Genomic DNA, 21,780 nt, shown 5'->3' on the forward strand with positions numbered 1-21,780 from the left:
CTTCCACAATTAATGGTTGGTGGTTTCATCTAATTCCTGCGCAATTTTTGCGATATCTTGTAGTTCATTATGAGACAATCCTGCTAAGATATTTAATGCTGCAACTACTTTTTCTTTTGGATGTTCGCTTAATATTTTTTCTAATAACACGCTCAATTCTTCTTCCACAATATCACCTCTTATTCTAATATCGACGCATCTATAATATCATCGAGCGAATATGCAAATAAACCATATGGATTTTCTACTTTTATAGTTCTTCTACTTATATCAATACTTTTTACAATTCCACCAGACTGATCAATTTTTCCTTCCACCCAAAAATCTAATAAAACATCCTCACTTCTTTTCATCGCCATTTCTATAGTTTTTTCTATAGCGTGCAAATCATACTCATCCAGTTCCGGTTTAGGCACTCTCTTTTGATCAACATTAAATTCCATATATAATGCAATATGTTCCTCTAGCATGATTCCACGCCATTTCTTCATAACTCTATCTTTAATCATCCTTTATGTCCTCCAACCATTTTAGATCGTTTTACCGCTGTTCCTGCTGGTGTATATGAAATAGCCCTCAACAATGCAGCTTGACCATATCGATTTCTTATACTATCCATAGCAGCGGCTAGCTTTCGATTTTTCCAATTATCTTTTTCGAATAAACTAAGCTGCATGGAGTGTTCATCTTCAAGTTTTGTAATGGAAACTGAAATTTGTCGTACTGGACTTCTATTATAATTTTCTTTCAATAAATCTTTGCATACTTGATAAATTTTCATCGTGTCATTAGTTGCTTCCTCTATAGTTCGTGCGCGCTGAAATCCACCACCGAATGCATTTTTGCTATAACCAATACCTAGTGAAATTGTACGAGCTGATTGGAATACATCTCTTGCTCTTTTCGCTACATCCTCACACATTTCTAGTAGTACTGCGTGTACGTCTTCGATTTTGTTGTAATCTCTCATCAAAATTTGGCTCTTACCATAACTAATTTGACCTGTTTCGAAAGGTGCTCCAAGTTTAGAAAGATCGACTCCCCAAGCATGATGATAAAGCTGATTCCCCATTACTCCAAACTTATTTTCTAATAGTGATAAAGGGACATTAGCTAACTGCCCTATATTGAAAATACCCATATTATTTAATGTTTTTTCAATTTTGGAACCAATTCCCCACATTTCACTTAAAGGTGAAACAGGCCACAATTTGGTTTGTACATCCTCAAATGTCCATTTGGCGAAAACTGTTTTCTTCGCTTCCAAATCTAAAGCTAATTTTGCCATTAACATGTTTGGACCCATGCCGGCAGTACTATGCAATTTCAGAGTATCGAATATTTCTCTTTGAATTATTCTTACGGTACGTTCAGGCGGACCCCATAACTTTTCCGTTCCTGTTAAATCAATAAAACTTTCGTCCACACTGTACACATGAACCGCTTCAGGAGGCACAAACTTGTGAAGTATATCCGTCACAGCCATAGACATTTCTAAGAAATATTTCATTTTTGGTTCAAATAAACGAATCTCTGGATGCCGAGGTATTTCATATAATCGTGTTCCAGTTTTGACTTTAAATCTTTTTTTCATTGCTGGTGAAGCTGCTAATACAACTGATCCTTTTTGTTGTAAATTTCCTACTACTGCAATCGGTACAGTACGTACATCTAAATTGTGGAGGACAGCTATACAACTTGCGTAAAAACTCATCATATCAATACAAGCGATTGAGCGATTTGGAAATTTACTATAATCCACTTTATATGACATCTCGCTCTCTACTAACAATAGGAACACATGCAAGTACATTATCAATTAGAAATGTTCGCTTAGCGCTTCTTGTGAAACAATAAGCTTGAAATGAATCACCTTGAATTTTGATGATTTTAACTCGCCTTTTACTGATTTCACCCGACTTAGATAGATACATTAATTCAATTATATGACCTCGACTGAAATACTTTTCTAATAAAACACGTACAAACGTTCCCTCCTTTTCATCTAGTATATGCGAACGTGTGTTTTTTATGCAACAGTTTAAAAATGTTATTTTTTGGACAAATAAAATAAGCGACCAACTCAAATAAAGAGAAGGGCACGAATTTTAGTCATTTAAATTTTGGGGTTACTGCAAATCATATTTATTTCTCAATGATTTTCTTTGTGTTTCTACTTCAAATAAAGCATGCTTTAGTGAAAAAATACTATTTATATAGCTTCACACTTTGAATAAACTCATAAACAAAATATCCTGCAAAACCAATTAATAAAATCCCCGATATTATTGTTAACCATTTTATCATATTTCGATTTAATGCTTTTCTTGTAATGGATATAATGGTGAGTAATCCAATATCATGTAGCAATATTCCACTTAATATCCCTAATGCAACAATGAAAAAATGACTTTCATCGCTTGCATAATTTTTCGCAAGTACTACTCCAAATACATTTACCCAAAAAACAAGATTACCTGGAGATATAGCCACAAGAAGGCCATTCTTGTAAGAGCTAAAAAAAGACTTTGATACCCTTTCTCCTGATAAAGTAATATCCTTATCAGCATTTTTTATTGAATCATAACCTAAGTACACTAAAAATACAGCTCCAATAAGCCACATCGGAATTTGAATAATAGGTAACGCCAAGATAGAAGCAAGTCCTGTTGATAGCAAAATGATTAGTGTGACATCAATTGTAATACCGCCTAACCCCACTGCCCATCCATGTATAAACCCATTTTTCAATCCTTGTTTTGTCATTTCGACAGTAATCGCCCCTACTGGCATTGCAATTGCAAGACCTACCATTACATATGCAAAATACAAACTCACATAAACACTTCTTTCAATAGTAAAGATAGATTGCCTCATACGTCCGTTTATATGTATTATTATACAAAAGTTGGTGCGTTTTATTCATCCCCTTATTTTACTAAACGTTAGTTAAAGAAGAAAGTTCTATCAATTATTAACATTGCCACATGAAAAAAATAAAAAAGCCCCACTGCTTCAACAGTGGGACCGTAATTTCATGAGATTCTTGCGAAGGGATCTCACATTTATAAGATTTCCTTATACTTCTTAATTATGCTTTTTTCTTTAATTCTGCTAATTCTCTTGCTAAAGGAAGCAAGGCGTTCCATACATAGTGCTGATTTACTTCTCTGAATGGATTCTTACCATCTGTAATTCCAAGATCAATTGCTTCTTGACGAACTTTTTCTTGTGCTGGAGTTAATTGTTGTTTGGACACTTTTTTTTCCTCCTCAATAATTAGTTGCGGAAACGCTGGTTTTAATCCTTGTTTTAATTGACTAATAGTTAATCCCCGATTGAATTGCAAGTGAGGATAGTCTTTGAAACTCGTCCAATCTCCACCCCATTCAAATCCCATTGCTTTTGCAATAGCTCCTACACGTTTCCATTTGTCATTGACCGTCCACAATGATTTGAGCCCGTCATCTGAAACTAAGAAGTAATCGATGGCTAATCCATAATTGTGGACGGACGTACCTGGTTGAGCATTTGAAACAATTCTACCTACTGAACCATATTTTTTGCCATTCCACATGTATTGTGGACGACCTTGACCATAGATGTAGGCTTGATCTTCATTTGAACGATATCCAGAAGAAATCTGTATTAAAATTCCCTCTTTGTAACATCGTTTAATCAACTCAATTGTGTATTCTTTTAATGAAGGGTGAACTGCCCCAATACGATTAACCGAACGTGTGATAAGCGTATCAACTGAAACAGCCATTATTTGTTCACCTCTTCCGTTTTAGATTTAACAATAGCTAATAGATTCTTAACAAACGGGGGCATTGGAGCACCCATCTTCACACCATTTTCTGTGATTGAAATAAACTCAATAGCGATGTATGCAATAGCTATGCCATCACCTACATGTTCGCTTCCAAATAAAATACTTTCGACTAAATAAACTGCTGCAATGAGCAATAATATATATAACTTTCTCGCAAATCCTGTTGTTCCGATTCGACTAGATAATTGTTTATTTACAAAAGCTGAAATTATTCCTGTTGCGTAATCAATCGCCATAACTGCTAATAATATAGCCACTGCAATACCCACTCCGTCCACTAAATATGAGACTAAAAATCCTACTGTTCCTGTTACTCCTGCAATCCATCTTTCCAAATTCAACCACTCCTATTATTTTTTTGTACATAAAAAGAGCACCTCGATTGAGATGCTCTTAGATGTTATTCTCTTAACTTGTTATTCTCACGATAACATCTTTATAGCCTGTTGCTTTAAAAGTCCATGTCCTTTCTAACTCTACGCCGTAGCTCATATTAGTAGAAAAAATCCTTCCAGCTTTTATTTGAAAAACAGACAATAGTTCATAATCACTAACGTTTTTATTAGTAAATGCAATGCTATAAATAGCATCCCTCCATAGCTGGTCATCTGCAAATGTGAAATCAAATTTTCTAGAACCAAGACCATCAACAAAACTTGCATCAATAACTACTGGTGAATCTTTCAAAATGATCGTAGTAGTTACCTCTACCGACCCAGTATCAGCAGTTTTCCCTGAAGCCGTATGTTTCACTGTATAGATAACAGTGGATGTACCATCCGCTTTAATCTTACCATCCTTATCATACTTTGAGGGATCAGATGGTAATTTAACAGAAATGGTATAATCAGCGCCAACAATTGGTAGAGAAACAGTTCCATAAAAATTTGCAGCTGGTGCAAATTTTGCTGGAATACTAGCAGCTTCAACTTCTACTAATGTTCTAACAGTATCAATCTCTATTTTTGCATCCTTTAGTGCTTGACTTACATCTACAATCGTTGTTAATGCGTCGATTGTGGCTTCCCACTTAATTTTATAACCTTCTATAGTTGTCCAATTTGCAGGACTATAATCAGCTTTAACACTTATTTTATAATTTGTTAACTCTGCAATCGCATTTGTCTTCGCTGTAACTAAGGCTTCTTGATCTATTGTCAAAACTTTATCTATATCTGCTTTTGCATCTGCAAGTGCTTTAGTTACATCTGCCGTTGTCTTAGATGCTTTTATTGTAATTTCTCCATTAATTTTATAACCTTCTATAGTTGTCCAATTTGCAGGACTATAATCAGCTTTAACACTTATTTTATAATTTGTTAACTCTGCAATCGCATTTGCTTTTGCAATGCGTAATGCTCGTTGTGCCGAAGATTCGGACGAACCACTACTATCTCCACCGCCTATTGATGGTGGTGTTACTGGTGTTGGAAAGAAGATTGCTTGAAGTCTTTCCAACTCTTTTTGTAATGCCTGGTGGAACGGCTGTGTATTAGATAGTTTTGCTGCTAAAGCTTGGATTTCTTCTACTATTTTTTTCGCTTCTTCTACTTTTCCAGCCTGGTATAGCTGAGATGCTTCTGCGGATTTCATTATAATAGTCACAGGAATGATCAGTTCATCACGTTTTGCATCCGCTGGCTTTTTATACTTTTCTAGCAATAGATCACGAGGTGCTTTTCCAGTGAATCGATACAAAATAGACGTTCTTGATTTTAGTTGAACTGATAGCTTGTGATACGCTTTTTCAACTGCCAAGAAATCATTTTTTGCTTCTGCTTCTTTTATTTCTTTAAGTAAAGGATCTAAATACTTCGTTGCGTAGTTATAAGCGTCGATGTACGGGATAAGCCCTTTGACGATTTTTTCTTCATACAATGCTTCTAATTCTTTTAACTTCGCTTGTTTTTCTTTTTCTGACAGATTAGATGCCAGAATAAGTTTTTTTGTTGCTTCGTAGTTTTTCTTCACACTGTTTAATACAGGGTCTAGCGAAGAACTTGGTACTAGTTCCCCTTTAAGTGCAGGTTCTACATAAGCCAATGCCGCTTGTTTCATTTCCATTTTTATTGCATCAATTGATTGTTGAACGGAAGTTGTTTCTCCGTATGCAATTGGTGAAAAAGATAAAATAGTCGAAACGAGTAAAACGGCTACGATTATTTCTTTCCATAGTTTACTTTTCATAATTTTTCTCCCCTTTTTTGAGTACTTATATACAGACTCTTTTATAGGATAAACTAAATTTAATAATCGCAATACTGAGGAATGTTAATAGTGACTAAATATATTTATATTTATTTTTCATAAACTCTAACTATTGTATTAAAAAGAACACTCCGAATTGGAACGTTCTTACTTTGTTGCTATTTATTTTTTTTCGACGCAGTTTGTTCCGAATTCGTCAGAAAAAGCCAACAGGTTACTGTTGACTTTAATTAAAATTATTAAACTAAAGCACCAACAATCAGGTATGTTGTTTCAGAGAAAGTAACTAATTAGTTTAAATCCACACATTGTTTTCAGCAGTTATTTCAGAACTAGTTTCGCCAGTATTGACTACACCTTTAGGCTCTATAAGCATTATATGGCACTCCTTTTCAGCATAAGGCTTATGCTCCACACCTTTTGGTATCACATACATTTCCCCTTTAGAGAGTTTAACCTCTCCATCGCGGAATGAGATGACCATTTCTCCGTCTATAACAATGAATGCCTCATCAGTGTCTTTATGATCGTGCCAAACAAAATCCCCCAGAATCTTGACTAACTTAAACTGATAGTCATTCATTTCACTAACAACTTTGGGTGACCAGTGTTCACTGAATTTGGACAATTTCTCGCTTAGATTAATAGAATGATAATTCATATATTTCCTCCCAGTGTTTTAATTTCTGTCATTCTCATAAGATGATATATCAACCAACCTGCTGTGTTTGTTCAATAATATTTTCATGCGCATAATGTTCCAAATGTGTAACGATAAACCCAGAAAAATCTTGATTTACCTTATTCAACTAAAGCACCCGTTAGTGAAAAAAGAAAAATATATTATTCTCTGATAAAGTTTAAGAACTCTTAAGTGCATTTTATTAAAATGAATCCTATTTTACAATCAATGCAGGGCAATTTACACGTTTCATCACTTTATGACTTACGCTACCTAACACCATTTCTTGCAATCCATTTAGCCCTCGACTGCCGATAATGACAAGATCAACCGCCTGTTCATTCGCATATTTCACAATTTCTGGTCCTGGTGTACCATGTAAAATCGTTACTTTGTACGAAATACTGGCATCACGCAGTAGTTGCTCCACATTTTGAACTTTTTTACGACGTTCAAGGTTTAATGCCTCATTAGAGCTTGCATGCAACACCTCTGTCTTTGCTTTTTCAAAATTAGCTACATATATAATTTCGACTAATGAGTCTGGACTACATAAAGCAATTTTAACTGTTTCTTTTGCTGCACGAATAGAATTCTCTGAACCATCAGCAGCTAATAAAATATGTTTATACATACTAAATCCCCCTTTAATGAGATGATGACATCTCATCTAATTGTGTGATTATCTTTTGACTGGAAGTATCTAATCCTGATACTTCAACCTTAATACCATTTTGACTCAACATCTCTTTTACTTTCAATAATGCCCCTACGCCTGAATCATCCCAAATGCGACTGTTTGAGAAATCAATTTGAATATTTTTTTCTTGCATATCTGCTTTTTTAAAATAATCAATAAAAGCATCCGTTGAAGCAAAGAAAAGCTGACCATTTACAATATAACGATAATCTTGTTTTATAATTTTCAGTGTCGAGATTTTTACAACGAAGAAGATCGCACTTAAAATTACCCCCGCAATGACCCCTTTTGATAAGTCATGTGTATAGACAACGATCACGACGGTCGCAAACATCACAAAGGCATCTGTACGGGGCGCTTTTATTAAATATTTAAATGAATTCCAATCAAATGTACCGATACTTACCATAATCATGATTCCTACAAGTACAGGCATTGGAATTTTCACTACTAAGTCGCCTAACACGATGATTAAAAATATTAAAAATAAACCAGCTGTCAGTGTCGATAAACGTCCACGTCCACCAGACTTAACATTAATTACGGATTGACCAATCATTGCACAACCAGCCATTCCTCCAAAGAATCCAGTAATGAAATTCGCAATTCCTTGTCCTCTTGCTTCTTTGTTTTTTTCACTTTCTGTTGCGGTCATATCATCGACAATTTGAGCCGTTAATAATGATTCAAGTAAACCAACGATTGCTAAAGCAATCGAATAAGGAAAAATGATTAGAAGTGTTTCAAAAGTAAAAGGTACATTAGGAATCAAGAAAGAAGGGAGGGTTTGAGTAATGTTACCTAAATCCCCAATTGTTTTTAATTCCACCCCACTAAAGAGTGCAACAGCCGTTAAACCGACAATCGCAATAAGTGGCGCTGGTAACACCTTTATAAAACGTGGTAATGTATAGACAAGTAAAAGCGTCACACTGACAAATACATACGTCATCGTAGAAATACCGATGAAATGTGGTACTTGTGCTAAGAATATTAGAATGGCTAATGAGTTAACGAAGCCGATCATAACGGCATTTGGAATAAATTTCATTACCTTCGCTACTTTAAACACACCAAATAGTAGTTGAATAATACCTGTTAAAATTGTAGCTGCTAATAAATAATCTAAACCATGATCTTTTACTAATGGAACCATAAGCAGTGCCATAGCACCCGTTGCTGCTGAAATCATACCTGGTCTGCCACCAACAAATGCGATAATGACAGCGATACAAAATGACGCATATAGACCAACCATTGGGTCAACCCCTGCGATAATGGAAAAGGCAATGGCTTCTGGAATCAGTGCAAGTGCAACAACGATACCCGATAGTATATCGCCACGCACATTTCCAAACCATTGTTGTTTTAAACTTTGCATGATAATCTCCTTTATTCTTAAAATTCTTTGATTATCATAACACCCCTAGTCCCAAAAAGGAACCTTTTCAGGACTTTGTTAGGAGCGAAAAATATGATTTATGGATATATACGTCCTCTATATGACGATGACAAATGTGATAATCAATTAAATATCATACCTTTTCAATGCGAGACCATTTATCGTGAATTACATGGTTCACCTAAGAAACGTACACAACTAGAGGAGATGCTTATGGCATTACAAGCCGATGATATAATCGTGGTGGAGAGATTGTTTGCGCTAGCTGATACCACAAGACATCTCGTTGAACTTTTAAAACTCTGTGAAAAAGACGGTGTGACGATTCATTTCTTAAAAGAAGGGATTCAAAGCAGCGAAATTTTAGCTTTCTCTTTACAAGACATGATGATGCATATACTTCAATTCCAATCCGATATCGTGAAACAATCAACAACACTTGGGCTTGTGCAGGCGAAAGAACAAGGTAAATCCATCGGGCGTCCCAAAAAATCCGATAACAACATAAAAAAAGCAATTTCCATGTATCATTCTGGCAACTTTACATTGCTTGATATTAAAAATGAAACGGGCATCAGTAAATCAACGCTTTACCGTTACTTAGAGGCAGCTCAAAATGGATAAAAATTGTTCATATTTTGGAATTAAATAAAAACCGAGCTAATTCAAACCAATTCCACTGTCTGATTAGCTTGGTTTTTTGTTATATGTACAATCATTACAACTGATAAACTTGAAAGAGAATTATATTTTGTTGTCATATAGAAATCCCTTATTGAACTAACCTGCACCGTTAGTTCAACAAGAAAAGTAGCTATTTGATCTGCTTAACTCAAACCATTTTAAGTTCAATAACAATATTGCCCAAAATTAATTTAATTATTTTTAGTGAAATTCGCCCATTGTTCAGTAGGTCCTGTGTTATCTATTATGAATAAACTACAGTCTTCCTTGTAAAGAAAAATCTCATTTTCAAATTCAGCACCATCTCCTAATGCTGTTAATGCGTTTGTTGAGACAATTTGACTCATATCCACTTCATCTTTTGGAATAATTCTGTTAAAAACATATTTCTCCCCACCATAATTTATCCACTGCAGTGGAAGAGGACCACCTGAGTTTATGGGAACTTCAGCGGTTTCTTTCAAAGAATCTTTTCCACTTTCTTTAATTTCAGAAGTCGGTCCACATCCATTAAGGACAATAAGAATGAATAACGATAACCACAGTTTTAATAGATGGTTCATATGTCCCCCTCCTTATTAGACGTACTAACTCAAATGTTACGTTATTCAACTAACCTGCTTCGTTAGTTCAATAAGAAAAAATGCTTTACCCCTTCTTGAAGTAAAGCACCCGTTAGTTGAATAAGGAAAGTGAGCTTATTCAACATTACTTAGATTTCTCCCCCGAATATATAAGAGAGGAATACAACAAACAAAACACCCAACAAAATAGAAATTAACGAAATATATTTAATAAACCCTTTTTCTTTCTTAATGAAAGCGATAATTCCAAGTGCTATGCCTGTTAAATAGATAGCAAAACCGATGGGTATGGCTATCATAGACCACTTTCCAAAAGTAATATTGATAGGTGGAAAAATCATGTACGCAATAAAAATCCCAACGACAATTAGAATGATAGAGTACTTACTATACTTCATTTCCAATTTTCATATCCCCCTTAGTGAACTAAACTGCTGCTTTAGTTCAATAAGAAAAAAGGCTTTACTCCATCTTGAAGTAAAGCACCCGTTAGTTGAAGAAACTGTTTATCAATTACCTTTACCCTTAAAATCCTAACTTAGCTTATTTACCATTCATGAATTCCATTTATTTTAGTTCTAATATGACTTTTTCTGTTTTACCATCCCATGAAAATTCCGCCACGATAATTTCATCTTCTTGTATCCTTGCCCCTAGTTGAATATTGGTTTCTTCGAGAATTCCTTTTTCTTTGAAACTTGCCCCTGTTCTTGCTTGTTCACTCTTAGCTATGCTAGCAGATACAACGTAGTCGAATGATTCTGGGCTATTCCCTTCTCCGATATAGTCTATAATGTAGCTAGCAACTTGACCAGAATTCCCGTTGTCCACCACTGTATACTTCACTAGCCAATTGTCACTTTCTCCTTTAAAATGCAAGTTTCCTCCGCCGATAACTACACAACCAGCAAGTAGTATGAACAAGAAACCCATCGCAATCTTTTTCACCATTTTACCCGCCTCCGTTCATATAATTTTATACTTTACCAACTGACTATAAGTAAAAACTTGATACAAATTCTTTCATTGTATATCACGTTTCTTACAAAACTACCCATTTAATTAAATACGTTTGAAACAAAAAAGAAGTTCCAATTTTCAATAAATTTTCTATTCGAAAATATCATTAATCCAGTTTTTCTTATTAAACTAACCTGCTCCGTTAGTAAAAAAGGCTTTACTCCTTATTGAAGTAAAGCACCCGTTACTTTAAGTACAATTTTTCACAAACTTATAATAGAAAAAGACACTATTATCTGGTTTAGTTGAATATGAACATTTATAACTGCAAGCATAAGCTATTTGCTTGTTAATATTAACTTTCGTGTTTTAGCATCATATATTTTATAACTAACTCCAAACTTATGATCTTTTGTAACTGTCACCTTGCAATAATAAGGAATTGACTTTCCATAAGCATCAAGTGCAGGAATATCTCTGAAACTAAACACTTCATCTGTATTAAGCATTTTAAAGTCCGCTTCAGAAGTACGACCTGATGAATCTATTTCGATAACACATTTCCCACTGACGACATCATATTCCTTTAGCACAACATATTTAAGGCTTGGGAGAGTAATCACTAAACATAAAACACCAAGTGATAAGGCTACAAGGATTTTACCTACATTTAATATTGTGTAATCTTCACCACTATAAATAGCGATAAATGTAAATACCACCACTATTACTAACAAAATACCAATAATTAGTACCGAATAATAAATTAACATTTTTTCACTTCCTTTAACAATTAAATGGAATATTATATAACCTCTTCTTCCACTAAACTGCACCGTTAGTAAAAAAAGCTTTACTCCTTATTGAAGTAAAGCACCCGGTAGTTTAAGAAGAATGCTCTGTTAACGTAAAAGGAAATCGAAAACCACAAAAAAATTACATGTTAAATTCCTTTCTTTTAACTTATTGAACAACCGCTATCCTTAATGACAGAAGGGTGGAATATACTCACAGACTATTTTTAACAATTTCTATAAATTTTTGCACAAGTAAGCTATGCTTCTCAGCTTTTCTTGTGCAAATAGCGATTTTATGTGTGATATGTATATCCTGTACATACACTCTGGCCAATTGGCTATTATCTACATACTCTCGAACAGCGAGCGATGAAATAAAACTTGCACCATATCCAGCCATTACAGAACGAATTGTTTCATTAATCCCACTAAACTGAAGTGAGATTTTTGGTGATCTTACTTGGTGGGTTTGGCATAAAGAAAAAAGGTGTTCTCTCATCGAACTTCCTTCTTCACGCATAATAAATGATTCTTTAACCATCTCCACTAACGAAATAGTTTTATTAGCAAACGGATGAGTTGAAGATACAACAAACCAAAGTTCATCTTCAAATAACTCTTCCCATGTTACTTCCTCTGGTCTTTCCGATACCCCACCCCCATAAATAGCAATATCGGCTTTATAATGTATGAGTTGCTCAAATGCATCTTTCGTATTGGCAGTTGTAATAACTAAATTGACATCTTCATTTGCACTTTTAAACGTAGCTGCCCATTTAGGTATTAAAAAATTTGCAGGTAGATACGTAGCAACAATTTGAATTGTTCCTGCCTTGGCAAGTCGATAATCCTCAATATAAGATTCAATATGCTCTTCAAGAGTAACAAGATTTTTTGCTTTTTCTGCTAATGATTTCCCGAAGTCAGTTAATACAACACCTCGCCCTTGTTGCTTAAATAACGGAACTCCAATTTCATGTTCAAATTTTTTAATTTGGCTAGAAACTGCCGGTTGACTAATACACATCAATTTGGCTGCCTTTGTGAAACTACCTGTACTAGCTACTTGATAAAATAATTTTAAGCCATGTATATTCATGATTCCACCCCTATCTATAACATAAAGTTATGGATGAATAATAATAATATATTTTTATTATGATTCATTTTATCATACACTTTTGTTGGAAGAATAAACAAATTAGAAAAGAGGTTACCATTTTGCAGAATAACGTTTGGAAAGATGTAGATGAATATTTTATCGATAAACTAATACCATCTGATGTAACACTTGAAGGAGTATTGCAAGCTAATAAAGAGGCTGGTATTCCAGAAATTGATGTCTCACCAACACAAGGTAAACTTCTATACCTATTGGCTAAAATTAAAGGAGCTAAAAACATTTTAGAAATCGGTACCCTAGGTGGATATAGTAGTATATGGCTTGCACGTGCACTCCCTGAAACTGGTAAAGTATATACACTTGAAATTGAACCGGAGTATGCAAAAATAGCTATAAAGAATATTCAGAATGCAGGCTGTACGAGTAAAGTCGAAGTCATAGTAGGAAAAGCATTAGAATCCTTACCTACCCTTAAAGAAAAAGGTACATTCTTTGACTTATTTTTTATTGATGCAGACAAACCCAATAATCCTCATTACTTAAAATGGGCATTAGAATTAGCGAACAATGGGGCACTGATAATTAGTGATAATGTCGTTCGAAACGGTGAAGTTATTGACGAAAGAAGTGAAGATGACCGCGTACAAGGTGTACGTAAATTTATGGATATATTAGAAAAAGAACCTCGTATTGAATCTACAGCTATACAAACGGTTGGCAATAAAGGATACGATGGTTTTGTGATAAGTATCGTAAAATAAATTAGAAAGCTATGTCAAAATTAATTTGACATAGCCTTCTGCCATCTACTCTACAGCCACTACTAGCTCTTCCTTAAACGTGTAATAGCTATCCTAGTAGTCACTTCCCTCTTTTTATAGCCAAATTTTAACACGCTGCTTATTTTACTAACCTCCCTCTATAAACATTGAGATATCAACGATTTTCATCACTTCGTGATTTAAGAAAAATATTTTTCTCTTCTCTGATAAGCAGAGTCTTGAATTTATAGATTTTATTACCAAGTTGAGCGTACGCTTCGCTAAAACTAATGGAAATCATTAGCTTTTTTCTCCACTATTGTGATGCACAATGGATCTCTGCGAAACTTATGACGACGTACCCTCCCATGTCTCTTAGCGTCAGTGCGCTTACATTCCTTCGTTCGGTCTATTCATAAGGCAGAGGCCAGCTAAGCTGCCCCGGGGACTCATAGTCTTAGTGTTAGTTATAGTGCCGGCTTCTCCGAGTCATCCTATGGTAGGTCGTTGATTGGAAATGCTTACCCTGCTTCTCCGAGACAGTAAAGATCTTTCATCATAGCTTGCTCGTTAAAATAAACTTTCTTTTTACAAATTCCATGTAATACTTTTAGTAATTTACCACAGAGTACTACCATCGATTGCTTGCCCCGTAAGGGATTTTGTTTCCGTGTTGTGTAGTATTCATGTAAGTGTTTAAACGCTTGGTTGTGACGAATAAGTGGAACTATTACTTTGAAAAGAATATATCTAAGTTTCTTTCTTCCTCGTTTGGAGATATGTTTTTGCCCCTTATGTTGTCCAGAAGAGTTTTCACGTAATGTTAATGCCGATAGTTTGATGAGTTGGCGTGGATTCTCATAAAGTGAAAAACTTCCTACTTCTGATAATAAATCAACAATCGTCGCATCTCCTAAACCTGGAACTGACGCTAGTAGGTCATATTCCATCGTTGTCTTTGCCATTTCGGCTAATTGACTGTTCACGGATTCAATTTCGCTTTCTAATAAGCGATACTGACGAAGGAGAGTGGCAATTTCTTGTCGGGCCATCTGCGTACCTTCTATCAGTCCGATGGAATTTGTTGCAGCGTGAATAAGTAGCTTAGCTTTCGGTAACTGTGGAGCTCTCATACCCCCTACCTGACGGTATAAGAGGACTAGTTCTTCAGCTGTTTTCCCATGAATCTGTTGTGGCATGGGCGTTGTTTCCAGTGCCGTAAGTGCCATCTTTCCGAAAGAAGGAAAGACTTGAGTGAATTCAGGAAAATAGCAATCGAGCCAACGAATGATTCGATTTTTAATACTCGCTAAATCCTCCGTTAACTTTGAACGGAGGGTAGACCCAATGCGCAATTCGGCATCTATGTCTTTTAATATACGTGGATAGCTAAAACGTCCGTCTTTCATTAGACGTGAGATGACCAACGCGTCTTTTTTATCGTTCTTTGTTGGTAGATTATCGTCCAGTTCTTTCGAACGTTTGACGTGCATTGGATTGACCATGACGAGTGGGATTCCATATTGGTCTAAGAAATACGCTAAGTTCATCCAGTAGTGACCCGTAGGTTCAATTCCAACAATTACTTCTGTTTTCTTCGTTTCATTCATTGTTTGACAAATCTTTGTATACAAAGTTTCGAATCCTTTATTTGATTGATGTACCGCAAAAGCTTTTTCAATCACACGTCCTCGTTCATCTACAAAGCAGGCGTAATGAACGCGCTTCGCAATGTCTATTCCTATGACGAGAGTATTTTCAGTTACTTGATTAATTTTTTCATTCACTTTAAAATGAATAAAGGGGTCCTCCTAGTTTGAAAATGGGTCAATGTGCGTTGACACTCATGATCATACTAGAGGGCTCTTTTTGATTCAAGACCACAAACATCTTTCAAACAGGAATGCTGCCCCGTTAGTAAAAAAGGCTCTACTCCTTATTGAAGTAAAGCACACGTTAGCTTAATTAATGCCCGCTGCTGCTAATATTGCAATGCTCCACATAATAAGAGTAAACGATATTGTAAGCCAAAAAGTATTGACCGTAGTATTTTCTTCGTGTTTTACCTTTTTCAATATAGAAACCAAATTTAAACAAAATATAACACACAAGATAGGCATTAAAAACCCTCCTATGAGTACAGAGGCACTAATCATATTATTTTCACTTCTTTGTAGTTGTTTATCATTGTTCAACTAAACTGCTTCATTAGTTGAATAAGCATATAATTATCCCTTTTTTGTTGTTTTAAATGAAAGAAGGCGTGAAAGCCCAATTATTAAACAAACTATACTAATCGCCCATAAAACACCTGAGAATATAACACTCAGTGAAGCATTTTCTGAACCCATGAAGTTGTTATGTTCAGTAATGTTTATTGCTTCCAAAAGTTTGTATCCAGCAAAAGCAAAGATAATGATATGCCCAATAAATCAGCTAAATGCTTCTTTAGAGAATTTATGTTTCAACCAAAGCCTTCCCCCAATTAAATGAGAGAAGGTTTGAAAGTTGTTATTAATTTAAACAAATAGTATATTAAATAAAATAAGATTATATGCATTGATTCCCTTTTTTGATAACACCCTCGTTATTTAAAAATTTTATATTTCTTTTTCGGCATTCTCTTTAAATCTATCGATAATACAACAAATCATATTCCTACTTTCCTCATTTTAACTGTAACCTCATTGACTCTATCTTCAATATCCTTCCCGTCAAACTTTGGAAGCTTCAACTCACTAACGATATTTCCGTCACGCATAAACATAATTCGATCTGTCCGCGCCGCAACCTTTGCGTCATGAGTAACAAGCATAAGCGCCGTTCCGTCCGCGTTAATTTCTGAAAATATGTCCATAATCTCATCTGAAGATTTTGAGTTGAGCGCGCCTGTAGGTTCGTCACCGAAGATGATTTGCGGGTTGTTCATAAGCGCTCGGCATATTCCCGCACGCTGAAGCTGACCTCCCGAAACCTGTGTAATATAACGCTTTTCAAGCTCTCCAATGCCTACCCTTTCCATTAGCATTCTAGCCTTCTCAGATATTTTAGTTGCGTTTTTTCTGTTATCGCGCATTGAAGGAAGAATAATGTTATCTAGGATATTGAGATTTTTCAGCATAGTAGGCTGCTGAAATATAAATCCCATTTTTGTTCTGCGTATTTCTGAAAGCTCTTTCTCCCCGACCTCCGTTAGATCCTTGCCATCAAAAACGACCTTTCCGTCGTTAACGCTATCCATTCCACTCAAAATAAACATTAGTGTAGATTTTCCCGATCCCGATGGCCCCATAATTGCAACGAATTCACCCTCATTTATTTCAACGGACACTCCGTCGAGAACATTACGCTGTTCATCGACCACACCATAAGATTTTACAATGTTTTCACCTATTATAATTTTTTTCATATGTCTACTCCTTAATATTGTCGGAAATTTTTATTTGTCCCGCACCTAATGTACCCAACATTGTAGCTATAAGCACCGCGACTATCATCAGCAGCGGACTAAGCAAATACGCTGAAAGTGGATTGACTGTAAAGTTAAAAGTTGATGCTCCAAACGAAGCGATAAGCGCGCCAGCAAGTACCTCTCCGAGAGTATTCGCAAGAAGTGTACCCAGAATAATTCCAACAATAAGAACGAAAACCGAACGAGAAACATACTGTGTCTTAATATCCGAGTTTGTAAAACCGAGCGCTTTCATGACGGCAATGGAATATCTATCCTTCGCAATAAGCATTTTCATGAACAACAGTGTAACCAGTACCGTAATAACCAGTGCAACGGCAATTGAGGCGTAAGAAGCCATTTCAACGGAACTTATTGCCGACCCGAGAGTTTGAGAAACAAATTCATCAATGTCAGACGTCTTTGCAAAATCGAATTTTTCCGAATACCCTAAAACCTTGCTGTCGACAAGAGATTTATCCAAAAGTTCAACACAGATAATGATCCACATGACGCTCGCCGAATTGTCGATGAAAACTGACTTGGCTGTTTTACCACCGTTGGTGACATCCGAATATGTTCCGCTTACCTTGAGATCTTTCTCCTTCCCTTCAATAACAAGCGTAATGACATCGCCGACCTTTTTGCCCAGTTCTTCGGAGTTTATAGACGAAAGAGAGATTTCGTTTTCCGCAGCAGGAGCTCTGCCTTCAGAATACTCTATAGGAAATGCCGAATGATCACCGAGTTCAACTTTTATATTTTCCTCTGACCCGTTTCTTGTTTTTACTTTGAAAGTCTTAGTTGTCATAACAGCATATTTCGAAACGGCACTGTCGCTGTCTATTGTCTTCACAATTTCATCGCTTTTGTCATTTATATTGGTCTGTATTCGCAGATCGTAGTTTCCAATGCCCATATATTGGATGAAACTTTTTTCGGAAATTGTGTTGTAAAGGTTCTGCGGAACAATAATTAAAAATGCAGAAATCACCAGTACCACAAGCATTGTGGCGTATAGTCTTTTTCTTGCGAAGACATCCTTGATTCCGAGAAAAACATTCGTACTAAACACTCTGTTTCTTATTAAGGAAAAACGCTTAGCATTGGCCTTCTTTTCCTGTAAAGTACCAAAGCGTATAGCTTCCGCAGCGGAGATTTTCCGAAAACGTTTCAGCACTCCGTTTACATAAGCAATAATTGCAAGAAATACAACCAGTATTCCAATTATCCCTAAAACTATTGCAACAGAAGAATTTTCGCTTTCACCCATAAAAAGCCGTATATTTTCAAGAAGGATACCTTGAACCATAAGAGAAAGAATAAAACCAAGAACACTACCTGCCGCCGCAATAACTGTATATTTCGCAAGATAAATCTTCTTTATGTCGGAAAGATGAAGCCCTATTGCTTTCATAACACCAATTTCACGGTAGTCATCTTCAATTTTTGCAAGGAGCGTAAAACGTATGCTCATAAATGCGATGGCAACGACAAGAGCGCTTACAAGAAAGATAACCGCAATCATCATCCCATCAGAAATGGCGTTCATCGTTTTGAAAAGCGTATATGTAACCGTTGGGCCGTTCGCTTCAAGTCCTGCGGAAGCATAAGCTGCTTCAAATTCGCTTATAGCCGAGTAATCCTCTAATCTAAACTCAATCAGATACTCGATACTTCCAAGGGCTTTAATTTTCGCGAAATCATTGGTGCTTACAAGAAATCGCTTTGACGCGGAGAGCGAGGAATTCATAGTTGAATCTCGGAGAAATCCTGCAATAGTAAATTCCTTCCCGCTTATTACAGCCTTGTCACCAACCTTTGCGGTGTGATCCCTCATATAACTTATTGGAACATAAATTTCACCGTCATATACGTCGATGATATTACCGTTAAGATCAAGAAGATAATCGAATTTTTCGTTTTGTACGCTGAAGCCGTTATCCTGAACACTATTTGTGAGCGAATTTTCGCCCAATATAATCTGCGCACTATCAATGTTAAGAAATTCAACCACCTGATAATCATCGACATTGCTATTTTGCTCCGAAAATGATGCAAGCCGCGCAGTATCAATTTCACCCGAATGCATCTGCATAAAATGCGGAGTTTTAGCATGTTTCATAAGTGTATCTAACGAGCCCGAAAGATTGACGACGAGTATCGCCGCTAGTGAAACAAGCATAGCCGCAGCAGCAACAAATATCATCGTTGTCAACGTTATTGCTTTGCTCTTTAAAATGTCATTGCCTATTATTCTGGTATACATAAGTCAACTCCATATAAGTTTTTCTTTTATAATTTAAATCTAACAGATAATTAAAGATTTATTGTACGCCTCAAGACTGAGATTTGTTGCACCTTAAGGTTGAAATAATTTCCCAATAATTGTCACATTCAATAAAAAAGAGCATTAAGCTACTTTACCATCATATGTAGAAAAACCGCTTGTTTGATTCAATAAGTGTTGAAAGGTGATTTTTTAGGTTCCTCTTTATATGCAATTTGAAACCAAAATACCCGTTCTCTCGAAAACTTTTTTTAGGGCTCCACTCGTTCAAAAACAACACTTTCTTCCTTTATTTCTTGTTCTTTGCTCAATTTTCCGTCGTTTTTGCGTTAATCCTTCTTATAGCAACCCCACGTAGTTTAAAAACCTCACTATTCTATATAAATAATCTTCTTATGAAGAAGTCCTTTTTTCTATATAAAAAATATTTTCTTAAATGAACTGACTTGCTAATATGAAAGGAAAAGTTGTTACTTCTAATACTTGATTGTAATGTAAGTAATTAATGAATTAGTCGGAATTTTATTTAAAGAAATCTATAAGACATATGTAACGAAGGTAATACTCAAATTAAATCATATAGGATTAGCCATTACTAAAACTGTAGTAACCTGTTTTCATTAAAAAAGTAATACAGACCACCTGTCTACTCTTTTGTCCGCAATTTGTCCGCATAATTAATTTTCTCTACCGATCTTATTTTACTGAAATGATTTTCACTATCTCCAAAACCTTATTAAACCAGACTTATTTAACCTAATCGAACTCACTTTATCTAGATTATATAAGCGAGATAAATTCGACAAGGTGGGGGTCGCTGGTTCGAGACCAGTCGGGACCATATTAATAATGTAGTCGCAACCATTGATATATATGGGGTTGTGACTTTTTTTATTTAAATAACATTTATGAAATTATCGCCAATGGGGTTAAAGTGGGGTTAAAATTCATATAAATCTAAAGTAAAACTTATAAAAATAGGCTATGTTAAAGGTAAAGGTTGATTTAAAATCCTCTTTTAAATACCTAATATATCTCTACAATGACCATTATCTAAGCTTTGTACCAGTAACTCCATACAATTTACGGCATCGTTCATATCGTTAAATACAGTTTGCAACACTCTTTCTTCTAATCCTTCTCCGTGGAATGATACAACGTAATAACCTAAACCATTTACTTTTTTGTAATCGTTTTTTAGGAGAAATTCTATACCTTCCTTTTCGGATTTTAAAAGGTGAAACGCAAGTACATCATCTAACAAAGTATTACCTTTTCTCTCCTCTACTGGTCTAATCATATTCAATTCACTCTCGTTGATGATGGTCGAGAATTCTTCATATTTTTCAATTACTTCATTCGATAAGTGATGACAGTATTCATCAACTTCAAGAGGATTAAGAGGATATAGTCCTTTATTCTTTTGCTCTTGGAAATATTCAGAAAATGCTTTAGCTAATGCTTTGGCAAATCTCTCAAAGTCAAATTTATAATTGCTAAAAATAGGTTTACAACCATCATCGCTAAAAGTGAGAGTTTCAACACATAGGTTTTTCTCCTCCACCGTTAAATAATATGTCACTGAAAAACCGTAACCGTCTATTTCAGCTTTGTTCGCTTTTCCAGTCCATAGTTGTAATAGTACATAGAAGAAATGAGGAACTGAAACGGCTGGAACCATAAATGTGAATTCGAGTTCTTGACCATCTCCATTTGTTTTAATTCTAGCATCTCTGCGATAATCTATATCGTAAATAATTGTATATTGATTTTCCACAAAAAACACTCCTTTGGTTATCTTATTGAACTGACCTGCTTCGTTAGTTTAAGTGTAACATCTCACAAACTACATCGCTTCACAAAAAAACAACCCTAGCCTTTAACTTAGCCTAAAAATAAACCACATAACTTGTACTTCCCCTACCATAGTAACCAATTCTCCAAATTAGGATTACTCTTAATTGAAGTTCGCCCCTCAACTTCCTCTAACCAGTTATAAAACTTCACAAGCTTACTCATACGAGGTTGTTCCTCCACAGATGAAGTATTAGTCACATTCTTATTAGAACGCTCAATCGACTTCTTATAAGCTCCTACAAACACGCTTCGTAATGTCTTACTTATGCCACCGCAATACCCACTCCGTTCACTAGATACGAGTTTAAAAATCCTATAGTTCCTGTTATTCCTGCAATCCATTTTTCCAATATGTTCACTCCTTATTTTTTGTACATTAAAAGAGCACCCAAATGGATGCCCTAGGTATTATGATAATATTAATTTGTTAATTTATAACTATTGGT

At 35.4% G+C, this 21,780-nt stretch carries 21 protein-coding genes; 2 read left to right on the forward strand and 19 right to left on the reverse strand.

The window, feature by feature from the left end; translation table 11 throughout:
• Positions 1-9: 9 nt before the first annotated feature.
• The 10 genes from RUH95_RS08630 to RUH95_RS08675 form a co-directional block, all read right to left on the reverse strand.
• Positions 10-168 carry a hypothetical protein gene (locus RUH95_RS08630; protein WP_313892449.1) on the reverse strand — a complete coding sequence of 53 codons (159 nt, stop codon included), beginning with the start codon at positions 166-168 and terminating at the stop codon, positions 10-12.
• Positions 169-179: 11 nt separating this feature from the next.
• Positions 180-509, reverse strand: coding sequence for a YolD-like family protein (locus tag RUH95_RS08635; RefSeq protein WP_313892450.1), 330 nt, complete (start codon positions 507-509; stop codon positions 180-182).
• Positions 506-1,774, reverse strand: coding sequence for a Y-family DNA polymerase (locus RUH95_RS08640; protein ID WP_313892451.1), 1,269 nt, complete (start codon positions 1,772-1,774; stop codon positions 506-508). The genes RUH95_RS08635 and RUH95_RS08640 overlap by 4 nt, the downstream gene beginning before the upstream one ends.
• A 434-nt stretch (positions 1,775-2,208) precedes the next feature.
• Complete coding sequence (locus tag RUH95_RS08645; protein WP_313892452.1) at positions 2,209-2,838, reverse strand: LysE family transporter; 630 nt, start codon at positions 2,836-2,838, stop codon at positions 2,209-2,211.
• Positions 2,839-3,091: 253 nt separating this feature from the next.
• The gene (locus RUH95_RS08650; RefSeq protein ID WP_313892453.1) at positions 3,092-3,769 is read right to left on the reverse strand and encodes a M15 family metallopeptidase; all 678 of its coding nucleotides are present in this window, start codon (positions 3,767-3,769) and stop codon (positions 3,092-3,094) included.
• On the reverse strand, positions 3,769-4,170 hold the full coding sequence (locus RUH95_RS08655) for a phage holin family protein (RefSeq protein ID WP_313892454.1): 402 nt from the start codon (positions 4,168-4,170) through the stop codon (positions 3,769-3,771). The genes RUH95_RS08650 and RUH95_RS08655 overlap by 1 nt, the downstream gene beginning before the upstream one ends.
• Before the next feature lie 73 nt (positions 4,171-4,243).
• Entirely contained in the window at positions 4,244-6,022 is a 1,779-nt protein-coding gene (locus tag RUH95_RS08660; protein ID WP_313892455.1) for a hemoblobin-interacting domain-containing protein, read from the reverse strand.
• A gap of 316 nt (positions 6,023-6,338) precedes the next feature.
• The gene (locus tag RUH95_RS08665; protein ID WP_313892456.1) at positions 6,339-6,704 is read right to left on the reverse strand and encodes a cupin domain-containing protein; all 366 of its coding nucleotides are present in this window, start codon (positions 6,702-6,704) and stop codon (positions 6,339-6,341) included.
• 235 nt (positions 6,705-6,939) lie between these two features.
• Positions 6,940-7,359: a universal stress protein gene (locus RUH95_RS08670; RefSeq protein WP_313892457.1), complete on the reverse strand. Its 420-nt coding sequence runs from the start codon at positions 7,357-7,359 to the stop codon at positions 6,940-6,942.
• A gap of 13 nt (positions 7,360-7,372) precedes the next feature.
• The gene (locus tag RUH95_RS08675) at positions 7,373-8,809 is read right to left on the reverse strand and encodes a SulP family inorganic anion transporter (protein WP_313892476.1); all 1,437 of its coding nucleotides are present in this window, start codon (positions 8,807-8,809) and stop codon (positions 7,373-7,375) included.
• A gap of 90 nt (positions 8,810-8,899) precedes the next feature.
• Between RUH95_RS08675 and RUH95_RS08680 the strand changes: the two genes are divergently transcribed.
• Complete coding sequence (locus RUH95_RS08680; protein WP_313892458.1) at positions 8,900-9,451, forward strand: recombinase family protein; 552 nt, start codon at positions 8,900-8,902, stop codon at positions 9,449-9,451.
• Between the two features lie 251 nt (positions 9,452-9,702).
• Here the strand turns inward: RUH95_RS08680 and RUH95_RS08685 are convergent, their stop codons facing one another.
• The 5 genes from RUH95_RS08685 to RUH95_RS08705 form a co-directional block, all read right to left on the reverse strand.
• The gene (locus RUH95_RS08685) at positions 9,703-10,074 is read right to left on the reverse strand and encodes a hypothetical protein (protein WP_313892459.1); all 372 of its coding nucleotides are present in this window, start codon (positions 10,072-10,074) and stop codon (positions 9,703-9,705) included.
• 149 nt (positions 10,075-10,223) lie between these two features.
• On the reverse strand, positions 10,224-10,499 hold the full coding sequence (locus RUH95_RS08690; protein WP_313892460.1) for a hypothetical protein: 276 nt from the start codon (positions 10,497-10,499) through the stop codon (positions 10,224-10,226).
• Between the two features lie 163 nt (positions 10,500-10,662).
• Positions 10,663-11,046 carry a hypothetical protein gene (locus tag RUH95_RS08695; RefSeq protein ID WP_313892461.1) on the reverse strand — a complete coding sequence of 128 codons (384 nt, stop codon included), beginning with the start codon at positions 11,044-11,046 and terminating at the stop codon, positions 10,663-10,665.
• Between the two features lie 347 nt (positions 11,047-11,393).
• Positions 11,394-11,828 carry a hypothetical protein gene (locus tag RUH95_RS08700; RefSeq protein ID WP_313892462.1) on the reverse strand — a complete coding sequence of 145 codons (435 nt, stop codon included), beginning with the start codon at positions 11,826-11,828 and terminating at the stop codon, positions 11,394-11,396.
• Between the two features lie 235 nt (positions 11,829-12,063).
• Positions 12,064-12,951, reverse strand: a complete 888-nt coding sequence (locus RUH95_RS08705) for a LysR family transcriptional regulator (RefSeq protein ID WP_313892463.1) — start codon at positions 12,949-12,951, stop codon at positions 12,064-12,066.
• Between the two features lie 122 nt (positions 12,952-13,073).
• On the opposite strand from RUH95_RS08705, the gene RUH95_RS08710 reads away from it, so the two are divergent.
• Entirely contained in the window at positions 13,074-13,736 is a 663-nt protein-coding gene (locus RUH95_RS08710) for an O-methyltransferase (RefSeq protein WP_313892464.1), read from the forward strand.
• A gap of 521 nt (positions 13,737-14,257) precedes the next feature.
• Here RUH95_RS08710 and RUH95_RS08715 read toward each other — a convergent pair.
• From RUH95_RS08715 to RUH95_RS08730, 4 genes are all read right to left on the reverse strand, one after another.
• Positions 14,258-15,535: an IS110 family RNA-guided transposase gene (locus RUH95_RS08715; protein WP_313892477.1), complete on the reverse strand. Its 1,278-nt coding sequence runs from the start codon at positions 15,533-15,535 to the stop codon at positions 14,258-14,260.
• Between the two features lie 851 nt (positions 15,536-16,386).
• Complete coding sequence (locus RUH95_RS08720) at positions 16,387-17,145, reverse strand: ABC transporter ATP-binding protein (RefSeq protein WP_313892465.1); 759 nt, start codon at positions 17,143-17,145, stop codon at positions 16,387-16,389.
• A 4-nt stretch (positions 17,146-17,149) separates the two neighbouring features.
• Positions 17,150-19,456 (reverse strand): ABC transporter permease, encoded by a 2,307-nt coding sequence (locus RUH95_RS08725; RefSeq protein ID WP_313892466.1) that lies wholly within the window; start codon positions 19,454-19,456, stop codon positions 17,150-17,152.
• 1,039 nt (positions 19,457-20,495) lie between these two features.
• On the reverse strand, positions 20,496-21,254 hold the full coding sequence (locus tag RUH95_RS08730) for a hypothetical protein (RefSeq protein WP_313892467.1): 759 nt from the start codon (positions 21,252-21,254) through the stop codon (positions 20,496-20,498).
• Positions 21,255-21,780 lie beyond the last annotated feature (526 nt).

Source organism: Psychrobacillus sp., assembly GCF_032154225.1.
Lineage (GTDB): Bacteria > Bacillota > Bacilli > Bacillales_A > Planococcaceae > Psychrobacillus.

What these genes read in the sequence shown, in the direction of transcription:
- RUH95_RS08725 (WP_313892466.1), bottom strand. Translation starts at nt 19,456, where the DNA reads ATGTATACCAGAATAATAGGCAATGACATTTTAAAGAGCAAAGCAATA.
- RUH95_RS08670 (WP_313892457.1), bottom strand. Translation starts at nt 7,359, where the DNA reads ATGTATAAACATATTTTATTAGCTGCTGATGGTTCAGAGAATTCTATT.
- RUH95_RS08695 (WP_313892461.1), bottom strand. Translation starts at nt 11,046, where the DNA reads ATGGTGAAAAAGATTGCGATGGGTTTCTTGTTCATACTACTTGCTGGT.
- RUH95_RS08680 (WP_313892458.1), top strand. Translation starts at nt 8,900, where the DNA reads ATGATTTATGGATATATACGTCCTCTATATGACGATGACAAATGTGAT.
- RUH95_RS08640 (WP_313892451.1), bottom strand. Translation starts at nt 1,774, where the DNA reads ATGTCATATAAAGTGGATTATAGTAAATTTCCAAATCGCTCAATCGCT.
- RUH95_RS08635 (WP_313892450.1), bottom strand. Translation starts at nt 509, where the DNA reads ATGATTAAAGATAGAGTTATGAAGAAATGGCGTGGAATCATGCTAGAG.
- RUH95_RS08720 (WP_313892465.1), bottom strand. Translation starts at nt 17,145, where the DNA reads ATGAAAAAAATTATAATAGGTGAAAACATTGTAAAATCTTATGGTGTG.
- RUH95_RS08700 (WP_313892462.1), bottom strand. Translation starts at nt 11,828, where the DNA reads ATGTTAATTTATTATTCGGTACTAATTATTGGTATTTTGTTAGTAATA.
- RUH95_RS08705 (WP_313892463.1), bottom strand. Translation starts at nt 12,951, where the DNA reads ATGAATATACATGGCTTAAAATTATTTTATCAAGTAGCTAGTACAGGT.
- RUH95_RS08665 (WP_313892456.1), bottom strand. Translation starts at nt 6,704, where the DNA reads ATGAATTATCATTCTATTAATCTAAGCGAGAAATTGTCCAAATTCAGT.
- RUH95_RS08660 (WP_313892455.1), bottom strand. Translation starts at nt 6,022, where the DNA reads ATGAAAAGTAAACTATGGAAAGAAATAATCGTAGCCGTTTTACTCGTT.
- RUH95_RS08650 (WP_313892453.1), bottom strand. Translation starts at nt 3,769, where the DNA reads ATGGCTGTTTCAGTTGATACGCTTATCACACGTTCGGTTAATCGTATT.
- RUH95_RS08685 (WP_313892459.1), bottom strand. Translation starts at nt 10,074, where the DNA reads ATGAACCATCTATTAAAACTGTGGTTATCGTTATTCATTCTTATTGTC.